Genomic DNA, 25,626 nt, shown 5'->3' with positions numbered 1-25,626 from the left:
TGATCACGAGCGTGGCGATGCAAACCGCTCAGCGATTTCGAAACGTCGAATGCAGCAGCGACGTATCCGATTGACAAACGGTAGACGTCGAGTCGATCGTGGTCGAAGATTGGTTCGGTCATGGTTGTGCCATTTCAATTACGAGCACGAGCACGAGCACCGTTTCACTGAGCACGAGCACGATGGCCACTTTGTGCCAGAACGGCGGCCATCAGTGGGGACGGCAGGGCAGCGTTCACCTGCCAAGACGTGAACACCGTCCTCCACTGCATGGCATTGTTATTTGCTAGGGCGTTGGTTTGTTTTGTCTTCAGCGAAACGCCGTGAGGCGTTCAGCGGCAAACAGTGTTTCGGGCATTGTATCTGTGTGGGATTCACGACGCAACGCCGGAACTGTCATGCATTGAGCTTGTCAGACGTTGGCTTACGCAACCACGACGCCGTCACACGGTACGGTAACGCCAGTAGATTGTAGCACGACGCAGTCAAAGTATCAGTGATCTCCGTGGCTGAATCGGGCGTGGCGTATCGGGCAATCAGTATGGTGCAATACGGGTCAGAGATTTCTACCACAGACTTGGCAACGATAGGGTTTGGCTGTCTCAAGATACGACGTCACTATCCAAACAAGCAACCACAACCCGCCGGTTATCAGTGTCAGCAGGCAGTTTGTCGCAAACGCAGTTCGCTCCCTTGCATGGAGCGTAACGCGTTCGCAACGAGAGCAGAAAGCTTGCTTTTGTTCTGTTGCCACTAGGTCTCATAACGGGGTGAGGATTTGAATCAAATAACGCTACGCATCAGCGGGGACGGGCGAAAGACTTGCAAGCATACCAAAACGCGTGCCACCCGTCCTCCGTTGCATGCGATGGTTATTCGCCGGACCACGAATGGAGCAGAAAACGGAGCCGACGAAACAACCAAACCTCGAAGGACACGACCAATCCAACCAGTAGGGCAACGACCGGAAATGCAAGCAAAGATTCTAAGGCCGCCAGAATAGCGGACAACAAAAAGAAGGATCCAAAGAATATTGCGCTGGTAACCATGGAGGCTGCAGGTTGCCAAAAAACGAAGACTGCTAGAACAACCTTTGGGGCATCAATTCGTTGCCGCGCGATCAACCGCCTACCCATCCACCAGTAAGAAATCGCAAAACCGAAAAAAGACGATTCGGTCCGCAGTTCCAACGATCCGTAGTAGCTGGGCACATCATAGATGGCGCAGGCAATGGCAGCAATCGCAAGGTAAAGACCAAGTCCGATGCATTCGAATCGAGATGGCGGCCAGGAACAAGGTCGCGGTGGATTCAAGGTAGGTCCAGCAACGAACGAATGGCCCCAGAGAGGCGTGAACAGCAGCAGTGTTCCAGTCAGAACGGCGGTGGCGGAAATCCCGAGAAGTTCAATAGTTTCCAACCTGCTCCTTCGATGGGACGGACTTCAGTCGAATAACGGCGGCGATATGCGGGCGGCAGAGAGCGACTCACCCCTGCGAGAACGGCGACCACGCCGCTCCGTATCATCGCATTGTTACGAGTCTTTCAGTGTAGCGTAGTACCCGTGGGCTTGCCCGCGTCTTCGGTCCGAAACGAGCACTGCGTCACAGTCACCGATCTGTCAGGCGTCGGACAGTGCCCCGCAGGGCTTGCGTCGGAGAGCGCCTCGCAGAGCAGGCGTTGGTTGATGCCCCGCAGGGCATGCGCTGGTTTTGTGCCCCGCAGGGCTGGCGTTGGTTGTCGCGACTCCGGCGTGGGACGATGCCCCGCAGGGCACACTTGGCGTTTCACCCACACTCGTCGTCAGCAAGGCTTTGTCTCGTAACGGTGGCCGTCACCTAGGACGGACGATTGATTTTCCATTGGTATAATCGCGCAAGCCGTCCTTAGGTGCACGGCTTGGTTCTGGCTTTCTTTCGTGCTCGTGCTCAGCATCGCGGTGCTCGTGCTCGTAATCGTTCCCCAGCTCATAGTCTACCGACGGCTCCCTAACGCCGTCAAACTTCATCGCCATTCGAGTTAGCATCGAGACAATTCGTTTGAGCATCCGTTTCAGTTCTCGACTCGCCACGTCCTCCAAACCGTCCGTCGCAACCAGAACATCTTGAATCGCAGCACATTCAAACGCAGATCCGCGAGCAATGTCGAAAAATCGAGCACGATCTTTCAAGCTGCGCTTGCCGTTACCCTCGGCGATGTTCAGCGGAATCGATTGAGCAGCGCGAAGCCATTGATCACGAGCGTGGCGATGCAAACCGCTCAGCGATTTCGAAACGTCGAATGCAGCAGCGACGTATCCGATTGACAAACGGTAGACGTCGAGTCGATCGTGGTCGAAGATTGGTTCGGTCATGGTTGTGCCATTTCGATTACGAGCACGAGCACCGTTTCACTGAGCACGAGCACGAGCACGATGGCCACTTTGTGCCAGAACGTTGGCCATCAGTGGGTACGGCCGGTTGATTTTCCATTTCTAAACGCCAGATGCCGTACTCCACTGCATGGCTTGGTTATTCGCCGTCTTGGTCCGGTTTGAGTGCGACGTACGGAACTTCCTCGGCACTAGATAGTATAGCGAACCACAGCGACGTGCGCAGTGCAGCGAGGTGATCAGTGGTTCGAAGCGTTCGCCGGCAGAACGACGACACAGTAATCGAGCAAGTCGGCCCCGCGATCATCTAGCACTACGTCTGGCTTCGGCAGGAACGCAACGAAGCAATCGGCAATATCAAGTGATGTTGCGACTTCACAAGCATAGTCGCCACCACCACGACTCCAGCAATAGAGGGTGTGACCCGCTGTATGCATACGGCGTACGAACTCGGCACTCGCGGGCATAGGAATTTGCTTGGTGCCGTAGGTGCGGATCAACGTGTCGTCGACGTCAACGTATATTACGCGGTTGGCTTCCAAGTGATTCCTGGGTTGGAGAAATTGCGTGAGTCGCGCCCAGTCGAATAACTTGTTTATTACCGGTCGAACCGGTTGGTAATAAGCGATCTGGCTCATTATCGCGGGTACACCGGTGATAATAGCCACCTTGCCGGGGGTTGTCAATCACCCATCGGAGGAGCCGTTATCACCGGCTCCGTCGTTGACCCGTGACGTTTTATCGCGGGTGCCCCCCCCTGAACGCCGGGGCGTTATCAGTCGGTGAGCTGGTTCTGTGGAGGGGATTGGAACGAGGGAAGGTAGGCGTGATTGGTGTGGGGGAGGTGGCTCGTCATCTGGGCATGTGCCTGCTCGCTCCCGACGAGCGGAGCCATCGATCGACAATGGTGATGCTTTGGCTCGATACCGAATTGCGCGAGAGTCGCGTCGATCTGCGTTCGCGCGAGTGTTTTTTAGGCTCACCCGACGGAAGCGTACTTCGTGGTGACTTTATTCCCAGAGGCTGTATTGCTAGCAAATCGCTGCCGTTATTCTTGAGAAAAGTGTTGACAGATCGGGTAGGCTGGAGGGGTTCGGGCGGTGAGCGGAGCCTCATCGCGAAAAACTTGTTGGGTCTTGGTGTAGGCGGGAACCATGTCGAGATGGAGGGGAGGCCGAGAGGTTTTCCAAATCGAGGGAGTGAGTGTGATGGGTACGTTTGAAAAACCGGCTCAGGCGGAGCAGGAGTTGAAGTGGGCTTGGATTTGGTTTCGTCAGTTTTCCGCGTTTCATCGGCGAAGGGGTGAGAACCAGCGCCCGTTTACGCAGGATGAGGTGATCGCTTTCTTGCGGAGCAAGCGAGATGCGAATATGCCAGCGTGGAAGCGGATGAAGATTATTGAGGCGTTGATGACGTATCGTCACGAGATTCAACATCAGGGGATTGAAGATCTCGTGCCGCTGAAGGAAAGGATGATCGAGATCTGTCAGGTCGAGCGAGCCAAAGATGGTGGTTACGATTCGATCGAAGAGGCTGTTGGGAAGATCAATCCGACGGAGCCGGATGCCATTCAGGCGTTTCGTCGGGCACTCCGCTTGGACGGCAAAAAGCTTGGAACTGAGCGATGCTATGTGACGGACTTGAAGGCGTTCATGGCGGATCGGGCGCTGAAATGCTTACAGGACTTTGCGCCGATGGGTGAAATAGATGTCGAATCGCATCTGTCGGACCTTGCGGTCGACGGTAACGTGGCCCCGAGCACTCAGAACCGTTCGTACTATGCGCTGCTGAAATTTTTCAAGCTGGTACTCAGGCGGGATATGGGGCGGGTCGAGGCGATTCGGGCTAGCAAACGAAATTGGGTGCCAACGGTACTGGCGGAGGAGGAGGTGGGGCAAGTTCTCAGCGGCCTGAGCGGTGTTCACTTGACGATCTGTCAATTGCTCTACGGTTGCGGGATGCGGATCAGCGAGGCGTTACGCTTGCGTGTGAAGGACATTGATTTTGCGAACACGCAGATCGAGATTCGAAATTCGAAGGGCGGCAAGAGCCGCTTGGTGCCGATGCCGGAGAATCTCATCGAGCCGCTGCGGCGTTGGGTGGCGTCACGTGAGGTGTTGCACCGGCACGACGAGGCCGATGGGACTGCCTCGGTGTGGTTACCGCATGCTCTCGCGAGAAAGTATCCCAATGCGCACCGTGAGCTGAGGTGGCAATACTTGTTTGCGTCGCACCGCCTGTCTCGGGACCCGCGAACGGGGAGTCTGCACCGGCATCACTTGCACAAGGACACGTTCCCGGCGCACTTGCGGAAAGCCGTCGAGGCGGCGGGGTTGGTCAAACGAATCACGAGCCACACATTTCGTCATTGCTTTGCGACCCATCTATTGTGGGAGGGGACTGATATCCGCGAGATTCAAGTATTGCTCGGGCACAATGATGTCAAGACGACCGAGATATACACGCATGTTCGGAATCCCAAGAAGCGCACGAGCGTCAGTCCGCTGGATCGATTGATGAAGGCCGGGGCGGCGTGAACTTGGTTCTTGGGATGGGCTGTTGAAAATGGATCATCCGACGCAAGTATGCGCCGAGCACGGGGGAAGGTTTTTCTAGGCATGGCTCTCGTGTCCATCGGCTCCGTTTCTCCCGGCAGCTCCAGTCTGACATTCACTAGCACCTCCGCCAATCAATCATTGGACGCAGGTGTCAATGCCTCGAAAATCCACCCCACTGCGCAGATCAACAGGGAGTCAAACCGCGAGTTCGGTGCCTCTGAATTGCGAAAAGAACCTTTCGAATGGCATGCAACATGCTGCGATGCGGAGTGAGTAAATCCACCGCCGTCTGCCGGCGAATGCCTGTGCAAATCCCGCGATCCATTGAAGAGCCTCCCGTGCGATCTCAATTAGCCGTAATTTTTCTAGCAACCGCAAGCCTTCTCGCGACGTCAAACCACACGCACGCTGTCGCCGAGAGCCCCGGTTCGCACCGCGGACACGCGATACCGCACGAGTTCCGGGCCGTCGATACGTCACTGCTGATGGGTTCCCCCGATCCTCTGCCGCTCGAAGCGGTGCCCGTCTTCAAACAGTTGGAATTCAAACGTCCCGTCGAGTTGACATTTGCACCGGACGGATCCAACCGCATTTTTGTAGTCGAGCAACGTGGGGTTGTTCGTTGTTTTGAAAATCGGGACGACATTGATCATTCCGAGACCTTTCTCGATCTGACCGATGTCGTTTCGCGGGCTGGCAACGAAGAGGGAATGTTGGGTTTCGCATTTCACCCGAAGTACGCCGACAACGGCGAGATTTTCGTTTACTATTCCATTGACCCTCCCAAGTCGATCGTTTCCCGCTTTCACGTTTCGGCAGAAGATCCCAATCGCATCGATCGAGCATCCGAAGAGCGGCTGTTGGAAATCCCACAACCGTATCGCAATCACAACGGAGGCAGCATGCGATTCGGCCCCGACGGCTATCTCTACATCGGGCTAGGTGATGGGGGCAAAGCCGACGATCCCCACGTCAACGGTCAAAACCTGAACACACTTTTGGGCTCGATTCTTCGTATCGATGTTGACCAAAAATCCCGCGGAAAGAACTATGCGATTCCTTCGGACAATCCATTCGTCAATCGAGAGGGTGCACGTGACGAAATTTGGGCTTATGGGTTCCGAAATAATTGGCGGATCGCGTTTGACAGCCAGACCGGTCAGCTTTGGACAGCAGACGTTGGCCAAGACCGATTTGAAGAAGTGGATCGAGTGGAACGGGGCGGAAACTATGGCTGGAACATCCGCGAAGGCTTCCACGATTTCAATATCAACTCTCCCGATCTCGACGCTGATCTTATCGATCCAGTTGCCGAGTACTTCAGACACGAGGGCCAATCGATCACCGGAGGCACGGTCTATCGCGGTAGCCAAATAGACAACTTCGCTGGCCACTATTTCTATGCCGACTATCTCAGCGGCAAAGTATGGGCTTTGCCCACGATGGACGATCACGGCAATCCAGTCACGAAGGCAGTCCCCAGACAGGTGGCGGATACAGGACTCGAGATCGCAGCGTTCGGCGAAGACGCTCAGAATGAAATGTACCTCTGCGTGTTCGATGGCATCTATCAGCTGCGAAAGAGGTCCGTCGACTTGACGAAGATCGCCGAATCATTCCCGCAAAAACTATCAGAGACTCGACTCTTTGCATCGGTCGCTGACCATGTCCCGGCTCCCGGTGTGATCCCTTACGAAGTCAATGTTCCCTTTTGGTCTGACCACTCAGCCAAAGATCGCTATATCGCACTGCCCGAAGCCAAAAGCGTCAAGTTTTATCCCAAGAAGGGTTGGGAGTTCCCAGTCGGTACCGTGTTCATCAAAACGTTTTGGATGCATATGGACCGTGTCTCACAATCAGATCCGCGACGTCTGGAAACGAGGTTGATGGTGCATTCGCCCGATGGATGGCAGGGCTACACCTACCTCTACAAGGACGATGGCAGCGAGGCCGTTTTGTTAGATGGCTCCAAGGTGTTGCCGCTCGAGATCAAGACAGATGAAGGGCTTGTCACGCAGCCCTATTATGTCCCCGGCCGCAGCGAGTGCTTCGCGTGCCACACCGAAAAATCCGGCTTTGCCTTGGGGCCGACGACGCGCCAGATGAATCGTGAGATGGCGTATCATGGCGAGCGAGTGGACCAAATCGCGATGCTGAACCGACTGAACGTTTTCACCGAACCCGTGCGAAAAGAGCACGCGCCAGAAACAGAAAAGTTTCCCGACTGGGGCATGGGTAATTTTGACCGAAGTGGAGACAGCGTGAACGAAACACAACCACTCCGTGACGGTGTTTCTCAATTGGCACGGGCCTGGCTGGAGGTCAATTGTGCCATGTGCCATCAACCCGATGGAATCGGACCCGGGAAAATTGATCTGCGAGCCGACACGCCGCTGAACAAAATGCAACTGCTCAATACGATCCCCAAGCAGGGTCAGATGACACCGCCGAGCGGACGATTGATCGCCCCAGGCCAACCCTACCTCTCCGAGCTCCTCATCCGTGCAGCTCACCGTGACGTCCGTCAGATGCCGCCACTGGCAACCAACCAAGTCAGCGAGCGAGCAATCGAAGTCCTGAGACGCTGGATCGAACAGCTCGACGACGCTGACCCAAAGCCATCCGCCAATGAGTAGCTACTCAAACGGAGAGATTCAACTTCTCGTCGGCGGGTCGAAGGTCATCCCTCGGCGATTGTCGCCTAGCTCTCCGAGCTGAAAGCGCACCTGAGTTGGAGTGTACGCTAACAGCTCGGAGAGCTGAGCGACATTGCGAGGAAGCGGCGATAAGGGTCTATGATGAATCGTCCGCACACTTCTACCGAACCACTCACAATGCGCGACGTTTTGAAGAGATAGGACAGAAGTAAAACAGAGGGACGGGAGCAGGTCGGGCCAAGCTTCTCGGTGAAGTGAGCCAACGGAAACTACTTAGCAACGCATGATCAATTTCTGTCGTGGTGGACGAGGCGACGAGTCCAAAGCCGCAGGACTCGTCGCCTCCTGTCAGTTACCCACAAGTTTGTCCACGCCGAAGGCGTTTTAGAAAATAGCCGGTGGTTTGAGCGCAAGCGAACACCACCGGATACGACGCGAAACGCAAGAGCCAACCCCGAATGGGGTAGAAGATCATTCATGACGAGGTCTGCGCACGCTTCCGCCGGATGAACCACACTTATTCATCGAGTGTTGCTTACGTCTTTAGATGTAGAACATCGGTTCGTCGCTCTCCTGGACGCTGCGGATCACGTCACCCAGACGCACGCGACTGAGCTGGATGCGGGATTGTTCATCGGCGGCCCGCCAGTGTTTCTTCAGTGCTGCTTGGGCGGACGGCTCGTCGTCTTGTGCGGGTGAGATCGAATCGTGGCATCCGATCGTCTCTGCGATATCGAGCAGGGTGATCGCGTCTGGCTGAACAATCAGTTGGTACCCACCCTGGCTGCCACGGATCGCCTTGACCCAGCCCGCCGATTTGAGCGTGCGCAGAATCTGTGCGAGGTATGGGCCGGGGATCTCGTTGCGACGAATGATCTCAGCCGACCGGACTGGCGCACCATCGGCACCATGGATCGCCAAATCCATCATCGCTAAACAGGCATAGTGTACCGCTGCATTGACTACCATAATCGACCGGCAATCCATGGAGACAGCGTAGGAGAATGGGACGAACGACTCATGATGGCGTGCGCCCTTGGCCGGTGTAGACATGGGTCTGCGTGACGACCTTGTCCATGGAGATGTCGTGCGGCAGCACGGGGATCTCGGCAACGATCTGGCACTGGAATGCGAGCGCGACCAGCGATGTATCGGGACGAGTCTTGGCAAGCAGTTTGTCGTAATAACCCTGACCGTGGCCGATGCGTCCGCCTCGGCTATCGAAGGCCACACCCGGCACCAAGATCAGATCAACCTGTTCGACGCCGATGTGTTTGCCGGTGATATCTCGCAGTTCTTGCTTGGGTTCGAGGATGCCGTAGCGGCCCGGGGCGAGTTCGTCCATGGATTCGAGATGAAACAGCCCCAATTCACCCTCGACGCAGTATGGAATGACAACCGCTTTGTCGCTGGCCAGAGCTACCGGAAATGCATGTTGGGTACGGACTTCGCCGCGCACGTCGATGTACCACATCACGCGCTTGGCGTGTTGGTACTCGGGCAGACTCATGACAACATCGGTAATCCGCTGGCTCACGACGTCTCGATCTGCCTGGGCATTGCGAGCGGCATGGGCGGCGACGCGGATCGCCTGTTTGCGGCGTTGGAGTCGGTCGGGAGTGAGCGTGGTCATCAAGGGGACGGTTCTACTGCCGGGAAAAAGTGGATGCTCAACGCATCTTAAAGTTTAGCAAATCGATCGGCGGGGGCGTCCCACGCCTGCGTGTTCTGCGGCGTGTAGGTTTTCGTAGGGAAGCTAGCCTGGACCAGGGCGCGGGCCTCTTCGATGGAACTCAATTGCCCCGTACCAATCATCTGCATCACGACATTCCCGATCGCGGTGGCTTCGACGGGCCCCGCCACCACGCGGCGATTGCAGGCGTCCGCCGTCATCTGGCAGAGCAGCTCATTGAGCGAACCACCACCCACGATATGGATGGTGCTGATCGAAGATTGTGTTAAACGCTCGAGCGACTCCAGCGTCAGCCGGTAGCGGAGGGCCAGCCCCTCGAGTGCCGCTCGGAACAGGACTCCATTGTCCGACGGAGCCGGTTGGCCCGTGCGGCTTGCCAAGGCCACAATCTCGTCGATCATATCGGTGGGCGCCAACAGCGAGGCGTCATCCGGATTGATCAGCAGAGAGAACGCGGGAGCCCCAGCAGCTTGCTGGACCATTTCGGCCCAACTCGGTGCGGAGCCCCGCCGCTGCAGCGCCGCACGGATCTGCTGGAAAATCCACAGCCCGCCAATGTTCTTGAGCAACCGTGTGCTGCCTTGAACCCCACCCTCGTTGGTGAAATTCAGCTCCGCGCAGAGCGGTGTGATCTTGGGTTCAGGCAGCTCCACACCCATCAACGACCAGGTGCCCGAACTGATGTAGCACCAATCGGGGCGAGCCGGTGCAAACCCTGAGGCGGGGACCGACAGGACGGCCGAAGCCGTGTCGTGAGTGGCGGGCGCGACCACGGGCACGTCACGAAGGCCGGTCGCCTCGGCGACACTTTCCTGCACGACACCAATTTGCGTTCCGGCGGGGGTCGGCGGCGGGAACCAAGCCGATGGCAAACCGAACTCGCCGAGCAGTTTCTCAGACCAGGTGCGGGTGACCGGCGAGAGCAGCTGCGTCGTCGAAGCATTCGTGGCCTCGACTGTCCGCTCGCCCGAGAGCATCCAGTGGAACAAGTCCGCCATCATCAAGAAGGAGGTGGCATTGCGAAAACCCACATCCCCAGCCTGTTTCGCCGCGAGCAGTTGATAGAGCGTATTGATTTCCATGAACTGCAGGCCCGTCTCAGCGAAAATCTCCTCCCGTGAGACCCGCTGCATGGCGGTGTCCATCATGCCCTGATTTCGTGGGTCGCGGTAGCACCGCACGGGGCTGATGAGTTGGTCGTGTTCGTCGAGTAGGCCGAAATCGACCCCCCACGTATCGACGCCGACCGAAGCGATTTGGGCAGCGGAGGTCGCGTCGAATTGGTCGGCGGCCAATCTCAGGCCGTGCGTGATGTTCTGCCACAGGCCGAGATGGTTCCACAGCAGGTCCTGCTGCATACGGATCGGCTGGTTCTCGAACCGCCAGATCTCAGCGAGCTGTACTTTTCCGTCCCGAACGCCGCCCGCGATCACACGCCCGCTCGAGGCGCCGAGGTCAACAGCCAGATGGACCGGCCCGCGCAATTCAGTGGCCAGGGTATCACTCACGGTCAGGCACCTTTTGATTTTTTATCTTTTTCGAAAACTCTGAGAATCGAAAGCTCAGAGGGCGACAGATGAATTGCCGGTAGCGTTCGCCCAGCAATCCCCAAGGTTACCCAAGCCGCCACTCAAACGCGACCCGGGCCCCCTCGAGCCGCGCGGTCTGCGACGACAGGGTCAAGGTGGGCCAACCATTCCAGGACCCACCCCCCCCCACCTGGTTTCCAGCCTGAAATTCTCCGAATTTGCTAGCAACGCCGTCTCGGTTGCCGAGGGCTGCCGCAAACTCCGACGCTGGCGATCGTTAGCGTACCGACTGTCGCGCTCGGCGAAGCCGCCAAAGCTGACTGGATTGAGAGGGCGAAAACGAATTTCACGAAAACAGATGTTGACCCGGATCGCCGGAGACGTAGGCTAGTTCATACCTCCGCGAGTTCGCCTTCGCGTGGAGCCGAACGCGGTCAGCTCGCGGCCATGGGCTGACGTTCGTTGAATCGGCCGAAAAACGCTAAAATCCCGCAAAGACTCCGTTTTTTGTGGTAATTCGAGTTATTTCGGTCTCTTTTCACGACGACTCCACGGGCCGGGTACAGGATGTGCCCGGTTGCGGACGCTCGCTTGGATAAAATTGCCCGCAACGGGTTTCTGAGATGGTCCGCTGGCCGTCGCCCCCGCCGATTTCAGTTCGGCTATGCTAGGGATCTTCATCATGCCGTGATGATGGATCGTATTGCACCGCCCCTCTACCAAGTGACCCACCATGCCGTTTCGCCTTGTCCCAATCACCGCTTTGATTTTGCTCGCCGGGATGGCCGTTTTGACGCCCCCCGGCCGCGCCGACGAACCACAGGCCGGTTCCCAGTTTTACGAAGTACGCACCTATGAATTGGGCGATCAGGGCGACGAAGCGTTACTGGATTCCTACCTCGAGTCCGCGCTCCTGCCCGCTCTGGAACGTCAGCAGATTGGCCCCATCGGCGTTTTCTCGCCCTCGGCCGCCGACGAGACCGGCACTCAGGCTGTCTTCGTGGTGATCCCCTACGACCAGCTCGAACAGATCGCCACGCTACGCGACGCCTTGGCCTCCGACGAGGACTACCAAGCGGCTGCGAAAGAGTATCTCGACCGACCGCACACGAACCCTCCTTACGAACGTATCCGCAGCGAGTTGCTATCGTCGATGGCATGTTGGCCTGAACTTCAAGTTGCCGACGGCAGCCTGGAGAATGACGAGCGTGTCTACGAACTGCGTCTCTACGAGAGTGCGAACGAGCGGATCGGTGACCTGAAGGTCGACATGTTCAACAACGGTGAGGTGCCGATTTTCCTCGATGTCGCGATCACGCCGGTTTTCATTGGCCAATGCTTGATGGGGCCACAAATGCCCAGCCTGACGTACCTGACCGTCTACGAGAACGACGAGGCGCGGCGCCAAGCCTGGAAGGATTTCCTCGCTCACCCCGATTGGAAGGTGCTCAGCAAAAATCCGAAGTATGCCGGTACGGTCAGCCATATCGACAAATTCGTGCTCCAGGCCAAGCCGTACTCGCAAATGTGAGTTGCCGGTTCTGTCCGCTCACCGGTTAGCTCGGTAGGATTCTCGTCATGACACCAATGATGAGACAATATCACGAGGCGAAAGAAGCGTGCGGCGACGCACTGCTGTTCTTTCGCATGGGCGACTTCTACGAGCTCTTTCTCGAGGATGCGAAAACCGCTGCCGGCATCCTGGGGTTGACCCTGACGAGTCGCGACAAGGACAGCGAAAATCCGACCGCGATGGCTGGCTTTCCCCACCATCAACTCGACCAGTACCTGCAAAAGCTGATTCGGGCGGGATACCGAGCTGCGGTCTGCGAGCAAGTCGAGGATCCTAAACAAGCCAAGGGGCTCGTCCGCCGCGAGGTGACCCGGGTCGTCAGCGCCGGCACACTCACCGACGAGGGCTTGCTCGACCCCCGCGAGCCGAACTATCTCGCCGCCGTCATCGTGGCGGGCACCACCGGAAAAGGCAAGAAAGCTCCGGTCGACCCAGCGGCGCAGACCGTGGGGATCGCTTGGGCGGAACTCTCGAGCGGCCGTTTTGAGTCGGGTGTCTTCCCTCGCAACCGGCTCGATGATGAGTTGGCCCGGATCGCGCCGGCCGAGGTGATCTACTGCGAAGATGATCCGCACGTCTCACCCGACACGACGATGCCGTGGGCGTGGACACGGCGACCGGGTTGGAGCTTCGCTCGCGATGCAGCGGAGAAGGGATTGGCCAAACAACTCTCCGTCTCCAGCCTCGAGGGGCTCGGATTCGAATCCGACTCTGGGCCGGCGATTCGGGCTGCCGGGGCGGTACTGTCCTACCTCCAAGAAACGCAGCGGGGTTCGCTCGACCATTTCCGCACACTGACATGTCACAACCGCAGCCCCGTGCTGCAGATCGACGCGGCGACCCGGCGTAGCCTCGAGATCAACCGCACCATGCGCAGCGGCAGCCGCGACGGAGCCCTGCTCGGTGTCATCGACCGCACCGTCACGCCGATGGGGTCGCGGTTACTAGCGGACTACCTCGCCGCACCACTGGTTTCACTCGACGGCATCGCCTACCGCGCCGACGCTGTGTCCGAACTCGTCGCCAACCACTCACTCCGCAGCGACGTCCGCAAAATCCTTGGTGAGACCTACGATCTGACCCGGTTGTTGGCCCGGATCGCGACCGGTCGCACAGGCCCGCGAGATCTGCAACAGATTGCCGTGACTTTGGCGGGCCTACCGACGTTGAAAGCGCGGCTGACCGATCGCGTGAGCCACTGCTTGGGCGAGATTGAATCACGACTGCATCTCTGCCCCGAACTGCGTACGAACCTGCAGGACGCGTTGGCCGAGGAGTGCCCGCTGTCGGCGAGCGAGGGTAACTTCGTCCGGCCTGGATACGATGAGGACCTCGACTCGCTGCGAGAGCTCGCCAAGGGTGGCAAACAGTGGATCGCCAGCTATCAGCAACGGCAGATGGACGAGACCGGCATCCCGAATTTGAAGGTCGGTTACAACCGCGTGTTCGGTTACTTCCTCGAAGTCTCCAACGCCCACAAGAGCAAGGTACCGACCGAGTTCATCCGCAAACAGACGCTTAAGAATTGCGAGCGTTACATCACGCCGGAACTCAAGGAGTACGAAGAAAAGGTACTCGCCGCGGACGACAAAGCCAGTCTGCGAGAGCAGGAGATTTTCCAGCAATTGCGGCAGATGGCCCACGCGAGTTTGGCGGTATTGCAAGAGGTGGCCGACGCGATCGCGCGAGTCGATGTGCTCGCTGCGATGGCCGAGGTAGCGGCCGTCCAGCATTGGACACGCCCCAAAATCACCGACGACAACGTGCTCCGGATTGAAGGTGGACGCCACCCCGTGCTCGATGTCTCGATGCCGCACGGGCAGTTTGTTCCCAATGATTGCATGCAGAGCCCCGCCGATGGCATGGTGCTGCTGATCACCGGTCCCAATATGGCTGGCAAGAGCACCTACATTCGCCAAGTCGCACTGATCACACTGCTGGCGCAAACGGGTAGTTTCGTGCCCGCCGAAGCCGCGGAAATCGGTATCGCTGACCGCATTTTTGCACGGGTCGGCGCCAGCGACGAGCTCAGCCGTGGACAGAGTACGTTCATGGTCGAGATGGTCGAAACGGCTCGCATTCTCAATACCGCCACCGCGCAGAGCCTCGTGATTCTTGACGAGATCGGACGCGGCACGAGCACCTATGACGGTCTGTCGCTGGCCTGGGCGATCACCGAACACCTCCACGAGCAAATCGGCTGCCGCACGCTGTTCGCAACCCACTACCACGAGCTGGCATCGCTCGAGGAAACCCTACCGCGGGTTCGCAATCTCAACGTGGCCGTCAAAGAGTGGCAGGACGAGGTCGTTTTCCTGCACCGGATCGTCAGCGGCAGTGCGGACAAGAGTTACGGCATCCAAGTCGCGCGGCTGGCGGGGGTTCCCCCCCAAGTCAACAGCCGGGCCAAAGACATTCTGTTTCAACTCGAAACCAATCACCGCGATAGCCACGATCGGCCTGCGATCGCGCCGCCGAGCAGCGAGGCGTCCGGAGACACGTTCCAACTGACACTCTTTGGCTACGCCGACCACCCCATGATCCAACAGCTCTCAAACCTGGATCTCGATAGCATGACGCCGATGGACGCGTTGCAGTTCCTGCAGAAGGCCAAGCAGGAAATGGCGAAGTAACGCGTCAAGACAGAGCAACCTAGCCTAGCGGCCCGATCGCGGTTGGCTGGGCGAACCACCATCCAGCGAGACGGAGAACGCGGAGAGGTCCATGAAGGGAGGCGTCCCTTGAATCATGTCGGCCATGGCGACCGCGGTGGCGGGAGAGAAATGGATCCCGCTGCGATAGTGCCCCGCAGCGACCAATACATTTTTGCGGCCGGGAACCTGGCCGAGCATGGGGAACCCATCAAAGGTCATCGGTCGCAGCCCCGCCCACCGTTTCACCTCCGGCGCATCGGCGAGCGGCGGGAAAACCTGGGCCGCGAACGAACGCAGCTGCCCGATCATTGATTCGGTCGTGTGCTGGGCGAACCCAGCCTCCTCTTCGCATGACCCCACCAGCACGTGTCCGTCGCCGCGGCTGACGAGATATCGGTTCCCAATATTCAGTACCGCAGGTTCGCTGAACCGGTGGCACTGGAGCAGCAGAATTTGTCCGCGGACGGGGATCAAAGAGTTCTGCAATCCGATCGCCGCGTCGATTGTGCCTGCGGCGGCACCTCCGCAGAGCACAACCCGCTGTGCCCGAGCAACTTCGGCCTGGCCCGATCCCGCCTCCCCCGCGTAGAGTTTCACTGAGCTGGGCGAGTCCTCGATGGAGGTAATCGACGTGCGATCGAGGAACTGCACACCCGACCGAAGACAGGCGATGCGTAGGGCGCGGAGCAACCGGGGAGGGCGGACTTGGTACTCATCAGGAACCCACCACGCGGCGCGATCGGGATGTTTCTTCAGCCAGGGATTGTTTTCAATCCAGTGGGACAGGACCGGCTGGCGGGCCAGCAAATCGGCTCGCGATAACGATCGGCACTCAATGTCCAACTCCCCCCAATAGTCAATCATGCCCATCATCGCCGCCGCTTCACCAGCGGTTTCGGCGAGGTAATAGCCGCCGCAGGCGAGCAGGCCTGTGTCGACTTGGGAGGCCTGCTTCAATCGGTCGGCCCAATCCGGCCACAGCCGGTGGCTGAACCCTCGAAAGCGATCCAGCGGATCGGTGGCCAGTTCAAAGTTGGCTGGCGGCAGGATCCCCGCGGCGGTCCAGGAGGTACAGGGATCGATCGCGGCCGGATGGCTCCGGTCGCGAGCCCGATCGGCTGCCGACTCGTCGCTGCCCGGCTTCGCTCGACCTTCGACAACTGCCACACGGTGCCCCCGCTGCGCCAACTCCCAGGCCACCGACAGTCCGATCACCCCGCCGCCGACGACTGCCGTTCCGGTGGAGACGTTCAGAGGCCGGCCGGGGACGGGAGGCCGAGCGGGGACAGCGGCGAGGGCTGGCTCACGTGAGATCATGGTGTTTTGTAGCGGAGAAATGGCCGTTGAGAGGACGCGTGTGGTGATCGGGCAGCGAATTCGCGTGCTTCACCCCCAGGGTTGACTAGAAACATGCTACCAAAACGGTTAAAAAATGCACTCAGTCTGTTGCGGTTTAGCTAAACTGCAACATATTGCAGCGGGACACGCGCGTCTTGCAGGCAGCCTCAGCAACTCCTTGGGTGGGATCACGGTCGGCCTCTTCCATGTCTTCGATTACTTCCGAACGCTTTGTATCCATGGTTGCCAAGAGCAATCTGGTCGATGAGAGCAAGCTCGAGCGGTTCTTGGCAAAGGTTCGTGAGCGGTGCCAAGGTGAGCTGCCAACGAATTCTCGAAAGCTCGCTGCCGCTTTCAAACGAGCGGGGCTATTGACCGATTGGCATATCGAGAAGCTGTTCCTGGGAAAGTATCGCGGCTTTTTCCTGGGGAAATACAAGCTGCTTGGTCACATCGGTAGTGGCGGGATGAGCAGCGTCTATCTCGCCGAACACGTGGGACTCCACGACAGACGCGCGATCAAGGTGCTGCCTAAAAAGCGCCTCACCGATGCCTCCTACCTGGCCCGCTTTCAACGTGAGGCGCAGGCCATCGCGTCGCTCAGTCACCCCAATATTGTCCTCGCTCATGACATCGATAACGAGGGCGATACGCACTTCATCGTGATGGAGTACGTCGATGGACTCGACCTGCAGATGCTCGTCCGTCGTGACGGGCCGCTCGACTTTTCGACAGCAGCGGACCTGATCGCCCAAGCCGCCCGCGGACTCGATCATGCCCACGCCCGCGGTGTGATCCACCGCGATGTCAAACCCGCCAACCTGCTGATCGACCAACAGGGGCAGGTGAAACTACTCGACATGGGGCTGGCACTGATCGCGACCGAGGACGACCATTCCTTGACGGTTGCCAACAATGAGAATGTACTCGGAACCGCTGACTACTTGGCTCCCGAACAGGCTCTCAACAGCCACAAGGTGGATCACCGCGTGGACATCTACGGGTTGGGCTGCACCCTCTACTTCCTGCTGACCGCTCGACCGCCGTTTTCCGACGGTACGCTGGCGCAGCGGATCATCAAGCACCAGAACGAAATGCCGCGTTCCATCCGCGAACTGCGTCCCGACTGCCCCGGCGAACTCGAGGGCATGTGCGTGAAAATGCTGCAGAAAGATCCTCGCTACCGCTACCAAACCGCCAAGGAAGTTGCGGAGGCCTTCGAACGGTTCACCCAACACGTGCCGCGCGGCGAACCCGTGCGAGTCGGTTTAGGAGAGGCCCCCGAGCCAATCAGCACACTGTCGTCGTTGAGCTTCAGCGGCAGTAGCTCGGGTGGACTGAGCGATGAGCCGGTACAGCATGACACCGTCACCAACAAAAACGCCGAGACGCTCGCGAGCAGCCGCTCCAAGTTGATTCGCGAACAGGACAAACTCGCTAGTAGTAGCGGGCGATTGGTGAAAGTCCGCTCGATGGGGTCGCCCGCGGAATCACTCAGCGGCAGTTTGATCGACCTCGAGAGGGAATCGGGGTTCCGCGACCCGCGGCAGCAACCGCGTAAGCAAGACCAATCGATCATCGACAGCGATACACGGCTGCGCCGCCCCGCCCCGCCGCCACGTCAAGGCATGGACCCCGTCCTGCTCGGGACGATCATCGCATCCCTCTTCGTAGCCGCTCTCGTGCTCGGTTACTTCATCGCCAGGGTCACGTCTTAAACAGCATCACGTCAATCGCTCTATGCCGCGGGGGACTCGCCACCACTCTCCCGCCCAGCACAGACGGGCGGAGCCGTCTGGCTACTTTGTCGACCGACGGCTCCGACCGTCGCGAGAACAGACCACCACTCCCCACAACCCAGCTCAGACGGACGGAGCCGTCTGGCTACTTTGTCGACCGACGGCTCCGACCGTCGCGAGAAACGAACCACCACTCCCAACCCAGCACAGACGGACGGAGCCGTCTGGCTACATTGTCGACCGACGGCTCCGACCGTCGCGAGAACAAACCACCACTCTCCCCAACCCAGCACAGACGGACGGAGCCGTCTGGCTACATTGTCGACCGACGGCTCCGACCGTCGCGAGAAACGAACCACCACTCCCCCCAACCCAGCTCAGACGGGCGGAGCCGTCTGGCTACATAGTCGACCGACGGCTCCGACCGTCGCGAGAACAAACCACCACTCTCCCCAACCAGCACAGACGGACGGAGCCGTCTGGCTACTTTGTCGACCGACGGCTCCGACCGTCGCGAGAACGAACCACCACTCCCCACCCAGCACAGACGGGCGGAGCCGTCTGGCTACTTTGTCGACCGACGGCTCCGACCGTCGCGAGAACGAACCACCACTCCCCACCCAGCTCAGACGGACGGAGCCGTCTGGCTACGATCCAATCCGCCCCAGCTACCGCCGTGGGGTTAGTGACCCCAAACCGCCATCGATCCCGATCACTTGTCCCGTCACCCAGCCCGCTGTGGGCTGGAGCAGCCATGCGATCAACTCCGCCACTTCACTGGGCTCTCCGAGGCGACCGAGCGGGTGCATTGCGGCCGAAGCCTTTGCGCTCGCTGCCGGCTCCCACAAACTGCGTGTCATCTGCGACTTGACCAACCCCGGGGCGACCGCGTTGACACGAATCCCGCGACTCGCGTAGGTGGCTGCGAGCGAGATCGCGAGCCCCTCGACGCCGGCTTTCGCCGCCGCGATCGCCTCGTGATTGGCGATCCCATGGCGGGCGGCCGCAGAGGAAACGAACACCATCGATCCTCCCCTACCACGCATCTGTTTGGCCGCTGCACGGGCGAGGTAAAACGACGACGACAGGTTGGCTGCAAGGGTTTCGTGCCACTGTTCGTCCGAGACCAAGTGGGCGGGTTTCAAGAGAACCGAACCCATGCAGTTGACCACACCATCGACCTGCCCGAATTTTTCGTTAGCGGACTCGACACATGCGTCCACGGACTGCGAATCATCCGCCCTGACTTCACTCCGTTCACATCCCCAGCGTTCGGCCAAGGAGCACAACTTCTCCGGGTCTCTCGCCCCGACCATCACTCGATTGCCAGCGTCGATGAGTTGACCCACCAACGCCGATCCGACTGCCCCAGTGCCACCGAGTACGACATAAGCACCCATTGGTTCACCTCCCGCTAGGAATAGAAAAACACCCGAACATCGAAGCCCGGGCGTCTGGGATGGAATACTGATCCTTCGGGATCTAGGGCATCAAGACACTGTCGATGACGTGGATCACTCCGTTGGTCGTCATGATGTCTGTTGCTGTGACGGTGGCATCGTCGATCATGACCTTGCCGTCACTGGCCTTCACCGAAAGCTCGCCCCCGTTGACGGTTTTGGCAGACGATAGTTTGGCTGCATCCGCTGCAAAAACCTTCCCGGGCACAACGTGATAGGTCAAGATCGAGACCAACTTGTCTTTGTTCTCAGGCTTGAGCAAGTTCGCGATCGTGCCTTCGGGAAGTTCCGCGAAGGCCGCGTTGGTGGGTGCAAAGACAGTGAAGGGACCGTCGCCCTGCAAGGTTTCGACCAGCCCCGCGGCTTTGACGGCAGCGACTAAGGTCGAAAAGTTTTCGCTGCCGGCAGCGGTAGCGACGATGTCTTGATCGGCAGGGACCAGCACTGTGTCGATCACGTGGATCACGCCGTTGCTAGCACCGATGTCTGCCTTGATCACCTTGGCGTCATTGATCTTCACGCCACCGTCGCCGGCATGAATCGCGAACTCCTGTCCTGCAACCGTCTTGGCACTGGTCAGTTTGGCTGCATCGGCCGCCATGACCTTCCCCGAGACGACGTGGTACTTCAGGATGCCCTGCAGCTGTTCGCGGTTCTCTGGCTTGAGCAACGCTTCGACGGTTCCCGCAGGCAGCTTGGCGAACGCCTCATCCGTGGGTGCGAAGACGGTGAACGGTCCATCACCCTTGAGTGTGTCGGCCAAGCCGGCGGCCTTGACCGCAGCCACGAGAGTTTCGAATTGGCCCGCCGCGACGGCCGTGTCGACGATGTCACTCTGGGACGTCGAATCGGCGGGGGAGGCGACGAGTGTGGTTGCTCGCTGGTGACCGGCCGCAGCCGAGAGCGGGCACTTCTCTCCAGCCGAGAGGCTGGATGTCGACAGTACGGCGACGAGGCAAATGAGCTTTTTCATTTCGAGTTCTCTTTTTGGGAGGAGTTCCTGCGGACTGCGTCGTCCGATCGACGCCGTCTCTACAGGGTTAGTAGCGACACCGATTGCGATGACCACGGCACGCCGCCTCATTTTTGCTGGTTCTTATCAAAGTCACGCTTATCCTCCATAATCATGCTGCCAACCGCCTCCACTACTGATTTTTTGCTGACGCCATGTCCCTCTCGATTGTTCACTACCCGCACCCCACGCTGCAACATCGCAGTCGCCCGATCGTCCGCGTCGACGCGAAACTTCGCGAGATGGCCGCTGAGATGATCGAATTGATGTACGAAAATGAGGGCGTCGGGTTGGCCGCCAATCAAGTGGATTTGCCGATCCGCATGTTCGTTGCCAACGAGAGCGGAGAGCGGGGCGAGGGGGAAGAGTGGGTTGTGATCAACCCAGTCATCGATCGCCCGAAAGGAAATGAATCTGGCCAGGAGGGATGCCTCAGCGTGCCGGGAATCTACTCCCAAGTCAAACGGCCCAAGACGGTGCGGTTGCAGGGCTACGACCTCAAAGGCAACGAAATCAATGTGCAACTCGATGGCTTTTTGGCCCGTGTCGTTCAACACGAAGTCGATCATCTCGACGGTGTGATGTTCTTTGATCGGATTGGCGAGGAGTCCCGACGAGAGATCGAAGGGGCCTTGGCTGAGTTCGAGACGACGTTTGCATCGTTGAGGAACACCGGCAGTATTCCCGATGACGCCGAACTCGCCCGCCGCTTGGCCAAGTGGGAAGAAGCATACACATGAATTTCGTTAAACGACGCATCATCTTGATGGGCACTGGGCCGTTCGCCGTGCCTTCCTTCGAAGCGATCCGTGGCACCGGGTATGAACTGCCCCTGGTGATCACCCGCCCGCTACCGCCTGTCAAAAGCCGCGGTGGTCCTCCGCCCGCCCCTGTCCGTGATTGGGCCGCCTCCCACGGACTGCCGATCGAGTCACCCGCCGACATCAACGACGACGACGTCGTGCAACGACTCGCGGACCTCGACGCGGACCTGATGGTGGTCTGTGACTACGGGCAAATCCTCCGCCCCGCCGCACTCGCAACAACCCGGTGGGGTGGGATCAATCTGCACGGCTCGCTGCTGCCCGCCTACCGTGGAGCGGCTCCGGTGCAACGCGCCGTACTCAGCGGCGATACCGAAACCGGCGCGACCGTGATCCACATGACACCCCGTCTCGACGGCGGCCCTATTTTGGCAACACGTCGCACGCCCATCTCGCGAACCGAAACATCCGGTCAACTCGAGGAGCGATTGTCACAGATCGGTGTCGCAGCGACGCTCGAAGCAATCACCCTACTCAGCCGAGAGCTCGGCGAGCACCGTCGTGGCGACGCCCTGCCGCCTTTGGGCAGTGTGCAAGAACCGTCGCTGGTCTCCAAAGCACCCCGACTGAGCAAAGCCGAAGCTGAGATCGATTGGACCCGTTCGGCGGGCGAAATTGATTGTCTCGTTCGCGGCATGCAGCCCTGGCCCGTCGCGTTCACCCATGCCGAAACGAAACCGGGCAAGCCGCCTGTCCGGTTGGCCATCCGCCGCGTCTCACCACAACCCAACACCGCCGTCACCGCAGACCAAATCGGCTGTTTGCTACCAAGCGACGTCAAGGATGAACTCGCGATCGGCTGTGGCGACGGCAAAGTGATCGTCGAGCGACTGCAACCGGCTGGCAAGAACGAAATGGACGCGGCAGAGTTCATCCGTGGGCATCGACTGCAACCCGGTTTCCGCTTCGGGAAGCCTGATAAGCAGGTGTGAGCAAATGATTCGGTATATTGCGAGCGCGGTAGTTATCAATGTCGTATACGACGAGGCAACGAGCTGTTGATTTCCCACAAATTTGCCCACGCCGAAGGCGTTTTAGAAAATAGCCGGTGGTTTGAGCGCAAGCGAACACCACCGGATACGACGCGAAACGCAAGAGCCAACCCCGAATGGGGTGGAAGATCATTCATGACGAGGTCTGCGACCCACTTCGGGGTCAACGTTCGGTGACCAACGAAACACTGCCCCACATCCGCTAACGAACCCCATGCCGCGAACCGTCCCACCGAACCGTTTCACTCGGTTAACCGACTTGACCAAGCTTGGGATGCTATTCGCTGCTTGGCTAGCGATTTCGCCGCTGCGGGCTGCGGACCCACCCAGCCCGATCGACGCCACCACGCTTCACCACAAAGTGCTCTGCGGCTACCAGGGCTGGTTCCGCTGCCCCGACGACATCGCCTCGAGGGGATGGGTTCACTGGAGTCGCGATCGTGATCGAATCACACCACAATCACTCACCTTCGAGATGTGGCCGGACATGCGAGAGTATCCGACGAACGCGACATACGCGGTGCCCGGGTTCCACTGCCCCGATGGAACGCCAGCGAAACTATTCAGCTCAGCGGACTCCGAGACCGTCTCTCTCCACTTTCGCTGGATGCGGCAATACGGCATCGACGGTGCCCTGGTGCAACGATTTGTTTCCGAGACCGGAGGTCCTCACTCGGCTCGCGTGCTCAGCCATGCTGCCGAGGCAGCCCAAGCCGATGGACGGGTCTTCGCAGTCGAATACGACATGAGCGGTGTCCCCGAAGATGAATTGATCGAGCGGCTCACTGAGGATTGGCGGTTCCTCGTCGATGAGATGAAGATCACCGAAAACCCAAACTATCTGCACCACGATGGCCGTCCAGTGCTCGGAGTGTGGGGATTTTTCCCCGAGCGATTCAGCAGCCAAACGGCTCATGCGCTGATCGATTTCCTCAAGACCGATGGACCTTACCAAGTCACTCTGATCGGCGGCTGCAATTGGCCCTGGCGGGATGTCAGCGACCCCGAGTGGGCCCGAGCACTTCGCCGCTTTGACGTGCTCAGCCCCTGGAACGTGGGCCACGTCCGCCGCGAAAATCAGAAGCTGTACGCCGAGACAGGACGCTGGGCCGACGACCGCGCCGAAGCCCACGAGCATGCAATGCAGTACATGCCCGTCGTCTACCCCGGATTCAGCTGGGACAATTTGAAACGCAAACCGCCCGGTAGCACCAACATTCCACGTCTGGGCGGCGAGTTTTTTTGGAAGCAGTTCGAAGCTGCCGCCGAACTCGATATCGAGATGGTCAAAGTGGCCATGTTCGATGAAGTGGACGAAGCGACGGCGATTTTCAAAATCAGCAACACGCCCCCCGCCCAGGCTCATTTTTTGACCCTGGAGGGATTGCCGTCGGATGCCTACCTGAAGTTGACCGGCAAGGGCAGCGAATTGATTCGAGGCGAATGATCTCTTGAACGGCTCCCATCCTTATCCAAGCGCTAGCCAGAAAATCGCTTGCGTGATCCATTCGCTCGACGGCGGCGGAGCCGAACGCGTGATGGCGGGGTTGGCCGGTCGGCTCGCCAAACGCAACCACCGCGTCGACCTGATCACCCTGGATGATGGCAGCCGCAGCCGCCACCATCTCGACGGTGCGGTCCACCGGATTCCACTCGACGTGATGTCCACGCCCGATCGTAAGGTCGGCTGGATTCGCCGCGTGCGACGCTTGCGGGCAGCGATCGGACAAGGCGGTTACGACGTCGTGCTCTCGTTCTGTGACTCCACCAACCTACTCGTGCTGCTGGCGACCCGCGGACTACGCCCGCTCCCCCGCGTCGTCGTCAGTGAGCGCAGCGATCCGGCACATCAATCGATGGGCAGGCTGCGGGAATGGCTGCGCGACCGGGCCTACCCTCAAGCTGACGCGGTGGTTTGCTTGAGCGACGATGTCGCGGCGACATTGAACCGACGCATGAAGGTTCACACCGTCGTCATCCCCTCGGCCATCCAGACACCACCACCCGGCTACGAACACGTCGGCTCCACCGAGAACGAAGCGTCCCCAGTCAGCTTGATCGCCATCGGCCGACTCGAGCGAGAAAAGGGTTTCGATCGTTTGCTGCAGGCTCTCGCTGAGGCCACCCAAGCCAAGACTGTGCCGTCCTGGAGATTGAAAATCCTCGGAGATGGCAGTCAGCTCTCGGAGCTGCAAAGGCAGGCTCGCGAGCTGGGGATCGAGGAGCGTGTGGAATTCTGCGGCTGGGTCGGTTCGGTCTGGCCGCATTTGGCGCAGTCCGATGTGTTCGTGCTGCCGAGCCGGTATGAGGGGTTCCCGTCGGCATTGCTCGAAGCGATGACAGGCGGCCTGGCGGTCTTGGCCGTCGACGCAGGCGGCGGCGTCCGCTCAGCGATCCAGCACGAAGCCAACGGCTGGCTCGTCGAAAACACCACCCCCGCCCTCACCGAAGGCCTCGCCACCCTCCTCCCCGACGTCAAGCTGCAAGTCAAACTCTCTACCGCCGCCCCCGAAATCAGCAATCAGTTCCACTGGTCCACCATGGTCGACGCCTACGAACAAGTCCTCCGCGGATGATCTCGACACCCTCAACCGCCTCCCGATGGCCAGGCTATGCAAATAGGGGCCAGCATTTCGGTGCAACCTAACAAACGGAGTGCCTACCCAAATAGCGACGCCATTCCCTGCCACTCGGGGCATGAGCCGGGACTGCTGGAATCAGTCTACGAGGCAGAACTGGCGTAGGAGCTAAGTCAGTGTGGTTGCCAAGTCCAACGACAAGCTCGCTCACCTACCTGCGACTGAAGAATCTGAAACTCGGCTTGGTGATCAACTTTGGTGAACGCGTCGTGAAAGACCGAATCCATCGCGTTGCTAATGGTTTATGAAAACAAGACGCAAAGCCGCGGAGGCGCAAGGACGCAGAGCCTTCTCACGAAGATCCAATCGAAGCGAAACGAAACGACGATACTGAACGATCCAATCAACGCACCAATCACAAAAAACACGCCCCCCCAACCATCCTCTGCGTCTCTGCGTCTCTGCGTCAAAAACCTGTCCATCCAGGACGACCGCAGCCTTCCCAGCGATCAGCCGACCATGCACGGCAAACGCACACTATAGCACGGGAATTCCCAGTACTTTAGCGAGATAGTCCAGGTTCCAACCAGCGACTCGTCGCCTCATCGCAACGCTGTACTTGTCGTCTTGCTGCTTCAGCATGCTCAGA

General features: G+C 59.1%; 18 protein-coding genes. 10 read left to right on the top strand and 8 right to left on the bottom strand.

What is annotated here, in order from left to right:
* Positions 1 to 872 precede the first annotated feature (872 nt).
* Both CA85_RS25445 and CA85_RS19560 read right to left on the bottom strand, forming a co-directional pair.
* Positions 873 to 1,418, bottom strand: coding sequence for a hypothetical protein (locus CA85_RS25445; protein WP_146393031.1), 546 nt, complete (start codon positions 1,416 to 1,418; stop codon positions 873 to 875).
* 414 nt (positions 1,419 to 1,832) lie between these two features.
* Positions 1,833 to 2,351, bottom strand: a complete 519-nt coding sequence (locus CA85_RS19560) for a four helix bundle protein (RefSeq protein WP_146390591.1) — start codon at positions 2,349 to 2,351, stop codon at positions 1,833 to 1,835.
* 1,226 nt (positions 2,352 to 3,577) lie between these two features.
* Here CA85_RS19560 and CA85_RS19550 point away from each other — a divergent pair.
* Both CA85_RS19550 and CA85_RS19545 read left to right on the top strand, forming a co-directional pair.
* Entirely contained in the window at positions 3,578 to 4,906 is a 1,329-nt protein-coding gene (locus CA85_RS19550) for an integron integrase (protein WP_222435483.1), read from the top strand.
* 359 nt (positions 4,907 to 5,265) lie between these two features.
* A complete protein-coding gene (locus CA85_RS19545) occupies positions 5,266 to 7,563 on the top strand; it encodes a PQQ-dependent sugar dehydrogenase (protein WP_186775062.1) in 2,298 nt (765 codons plus the stop codon).
* A gap of 564 nt (positions 7,564 to 8,127) precedes the next feature.
* On the opposite strand, the gene CA85_RS19540 is transcribed toward CA85_RS19545, so the two are convergent.
* From CA85_RS19540 to CA85_RS19530, 3 genes are read right to left on the bottom strand one after another with little or no spacing between them, the layout of a single operon-like run.
* Complete coding sequence (locus tag CA85_RS19540; RefSeq protein ID WP_146393050.1) at positions 8,128 to 8,553, bottom strand: Rrf2 family transcriptional regulator; 426 nt, start codon at positions 8,551 to 8,553, stop codon at positions 8,128 to 8,130.
* 49 nt (positions 8,554 to 8,602) lie between these two features.
* Positions 8,603 to 9,217, bottom strand: a complete 615-nt coding sequence (locus tag CA85_RS19535) for a 5-formyltetrahydrofolate cyclo-ligase (protein ID WP_146393028.1) — start codon at positions 9,215 to 9,217, stop codon at positions 8,603 to 8,605.
* Between the two features lie 47 nt (positions 9,218 to 9,264).
* A complete protein-coding gene (locus CA85_RS19530) occupies positions 9,265 to 10,785 on the bottom strand; it encodes a rhamnulokinase (RefSeq protein WP_246112986.1) in 1,521 nt (506 codons plus the stop codon).
* Positions 10,786 to 11,587: 802 nt separating this feature from the next.
* Here CA85_RS19530 and CA85_RS19525 point away from each other — a divergent pair.
* On the top strand, positions 11,588 to 12,337 hold the full coding sequence (locus tag CA85_RS19525; protein ID WP_315852724.1) for an NIPSNAP family protein: 750 nt from the start codon (positions 11,588 to 11,590) through the stop codon (positions 12,335 to 12,337).
* Positions 12,338 to 12,384: 47 nt separating this feature from the next.
* Entirely contained in the window at positions 12,385 to 15,012 is a 2,628-nt protein-coding gene (gene mutS, locus CA85_RS19520) for a DNA mismatch repair protein MutS (RefSeq protein WP_146393025.1), read from the top strand.
* 24 nt (positions 15,013 to 15,036) lie between these two features.
* Here the strand turns inward: mutS and CA85_RS19515 are convergent, their stop codons facing one another.
* Positions 15,037 to 16,350, bottom strand: coding sequence for an NAD(P)/FAD-dependent oxidoreductase (locus CA85_RS19515; protein ID WP_146393024.1), 1,314 nt, complete (start codon positions 16,348 to 16,350; stop codon positions 15,037 to 15,039).
* 227 nt (positions 16,351 to 16,577) lie between these two features.
* Between CA85_RS19515 and CA85_RS19510 the strand changes: the two genes are divergently transcribed.
* Complete coding sequence (locus CA85_RS19510) at positions 16,578 to 18,089, top strand: serine/threonine protein kinase (protein WP_146393023.1); 1,512 nt, start codon at positions 16,578 to 16,580, stop codon at positions 18,087 to 18,089.
* A 689-nt stretch (positions 18,090 to 18,778) separates the two neighbouring features.
* Here CA85_RS19510 and CA85_RS19505 read toward each other — a convergent pair.
* Entirely contained in the window at positions 18,779 to 19,510 is a 732-nt protein-coding gene (locus tag CA85_RS19505) for an SDR family NAD(P)-dependent oxidoreductase (protein WP_146393022.1), read from the bottom strand.
* Positions 19,511 to 19,592: 82 nt separating this feature from the next.
* Positions 19,593 to 20,543, bottom strand: a complete 951-nt coding sequence (locus tag CA85_RS19500; protein WP_146393021.1) for a fasciclin domain-containing protein — start codon at positions 20,541 to 20,543, stop codon at positions 19,593 to 19,595.
* A gap of 194 nt (positions 20,544 to 20,737) precedes the next feature.
* Here CA85_RS19500 and def point away from each other — a divergent pair, with 194 nt between their 5' ends.
* The 5 genes from def (at position 20,738) to CA85_RS26045 (ending at position 25,285) form a co-directional block, all read left to right on the top strand.
* Positions 20,738 to 21,322: a peptide deformylase gene (gene def, locus CA85_RS19495; RefSeq protein ID WP_146393020.1), complete on the top strand. Its 585-nt coding sequence runs from the start codon at positions 20,738 to 20,740 to the stop codon at positions 21,320 to 21,322.
* On the top strand, positions 21,319 to 22,338 hold the full coding sequence (locus CA85_RS19490; RefSeq protein WP_146393019.1) for a methionyl-tRNA formyltransferase: 1,020 nt from the start codon (positions 21,319 to 21,321) through the stop codon (positions 22,336 to 22,338). Before def ends, CA85_RS19490 begins: the two co-directional genes overlap by 4 nt.
* Positions 22,339 to 22,612: 274 nt before the next feature.
* Positions 22,613 to 23,845: a glycoside hydrolase family 71/99-like protein gene (locus tag CA85_RS19485; RefSeq protein WP_146393018.1), complete on the top strand. Its 1,233-nt coding sequence runs from the start codon at positions 22,613 to 22,615 to the stop codon at positions 23,843 to 23,845.
* A gap of 52 nt (positions 23,846 to 23,897) precedes the next feature.
* Complete coding sequence (locus CA85_RS19480; protein WP_246112985.1) at positions 23,898 to 24,974, top strand: glycosyltransferase; 1,077 nt, start codon at positions 23,898 to 23,900, stop codon at positions 24,972 to 24,974.
* Positions 24,975 to 25,153: 179 nt separating this feature from the next.
* Entirely contained in the window at positions 25,154 to 25,285 is a 132-nt protein-coding gene (locus CA85_RS26045) for a GxxExxY protein (protein ID WP_315852722.1), read from the top strand.
* The last annotated feature ends 341 nt before the right edge of the window (positions 25,286 to 25,626 follow it).

The organism is Allorhodopirellula solitaria (assembly GCF_007859855.1).
Lineage (GTDB): Bacteria > Planctomycetota > Planctomycetia > Pirellulales > Pirellulaceae > Rhodopirellula > Rhodopirellula solitaria.
This window is presented reverse-complemented; position numbering and strand designations above follow the sequence as displayed.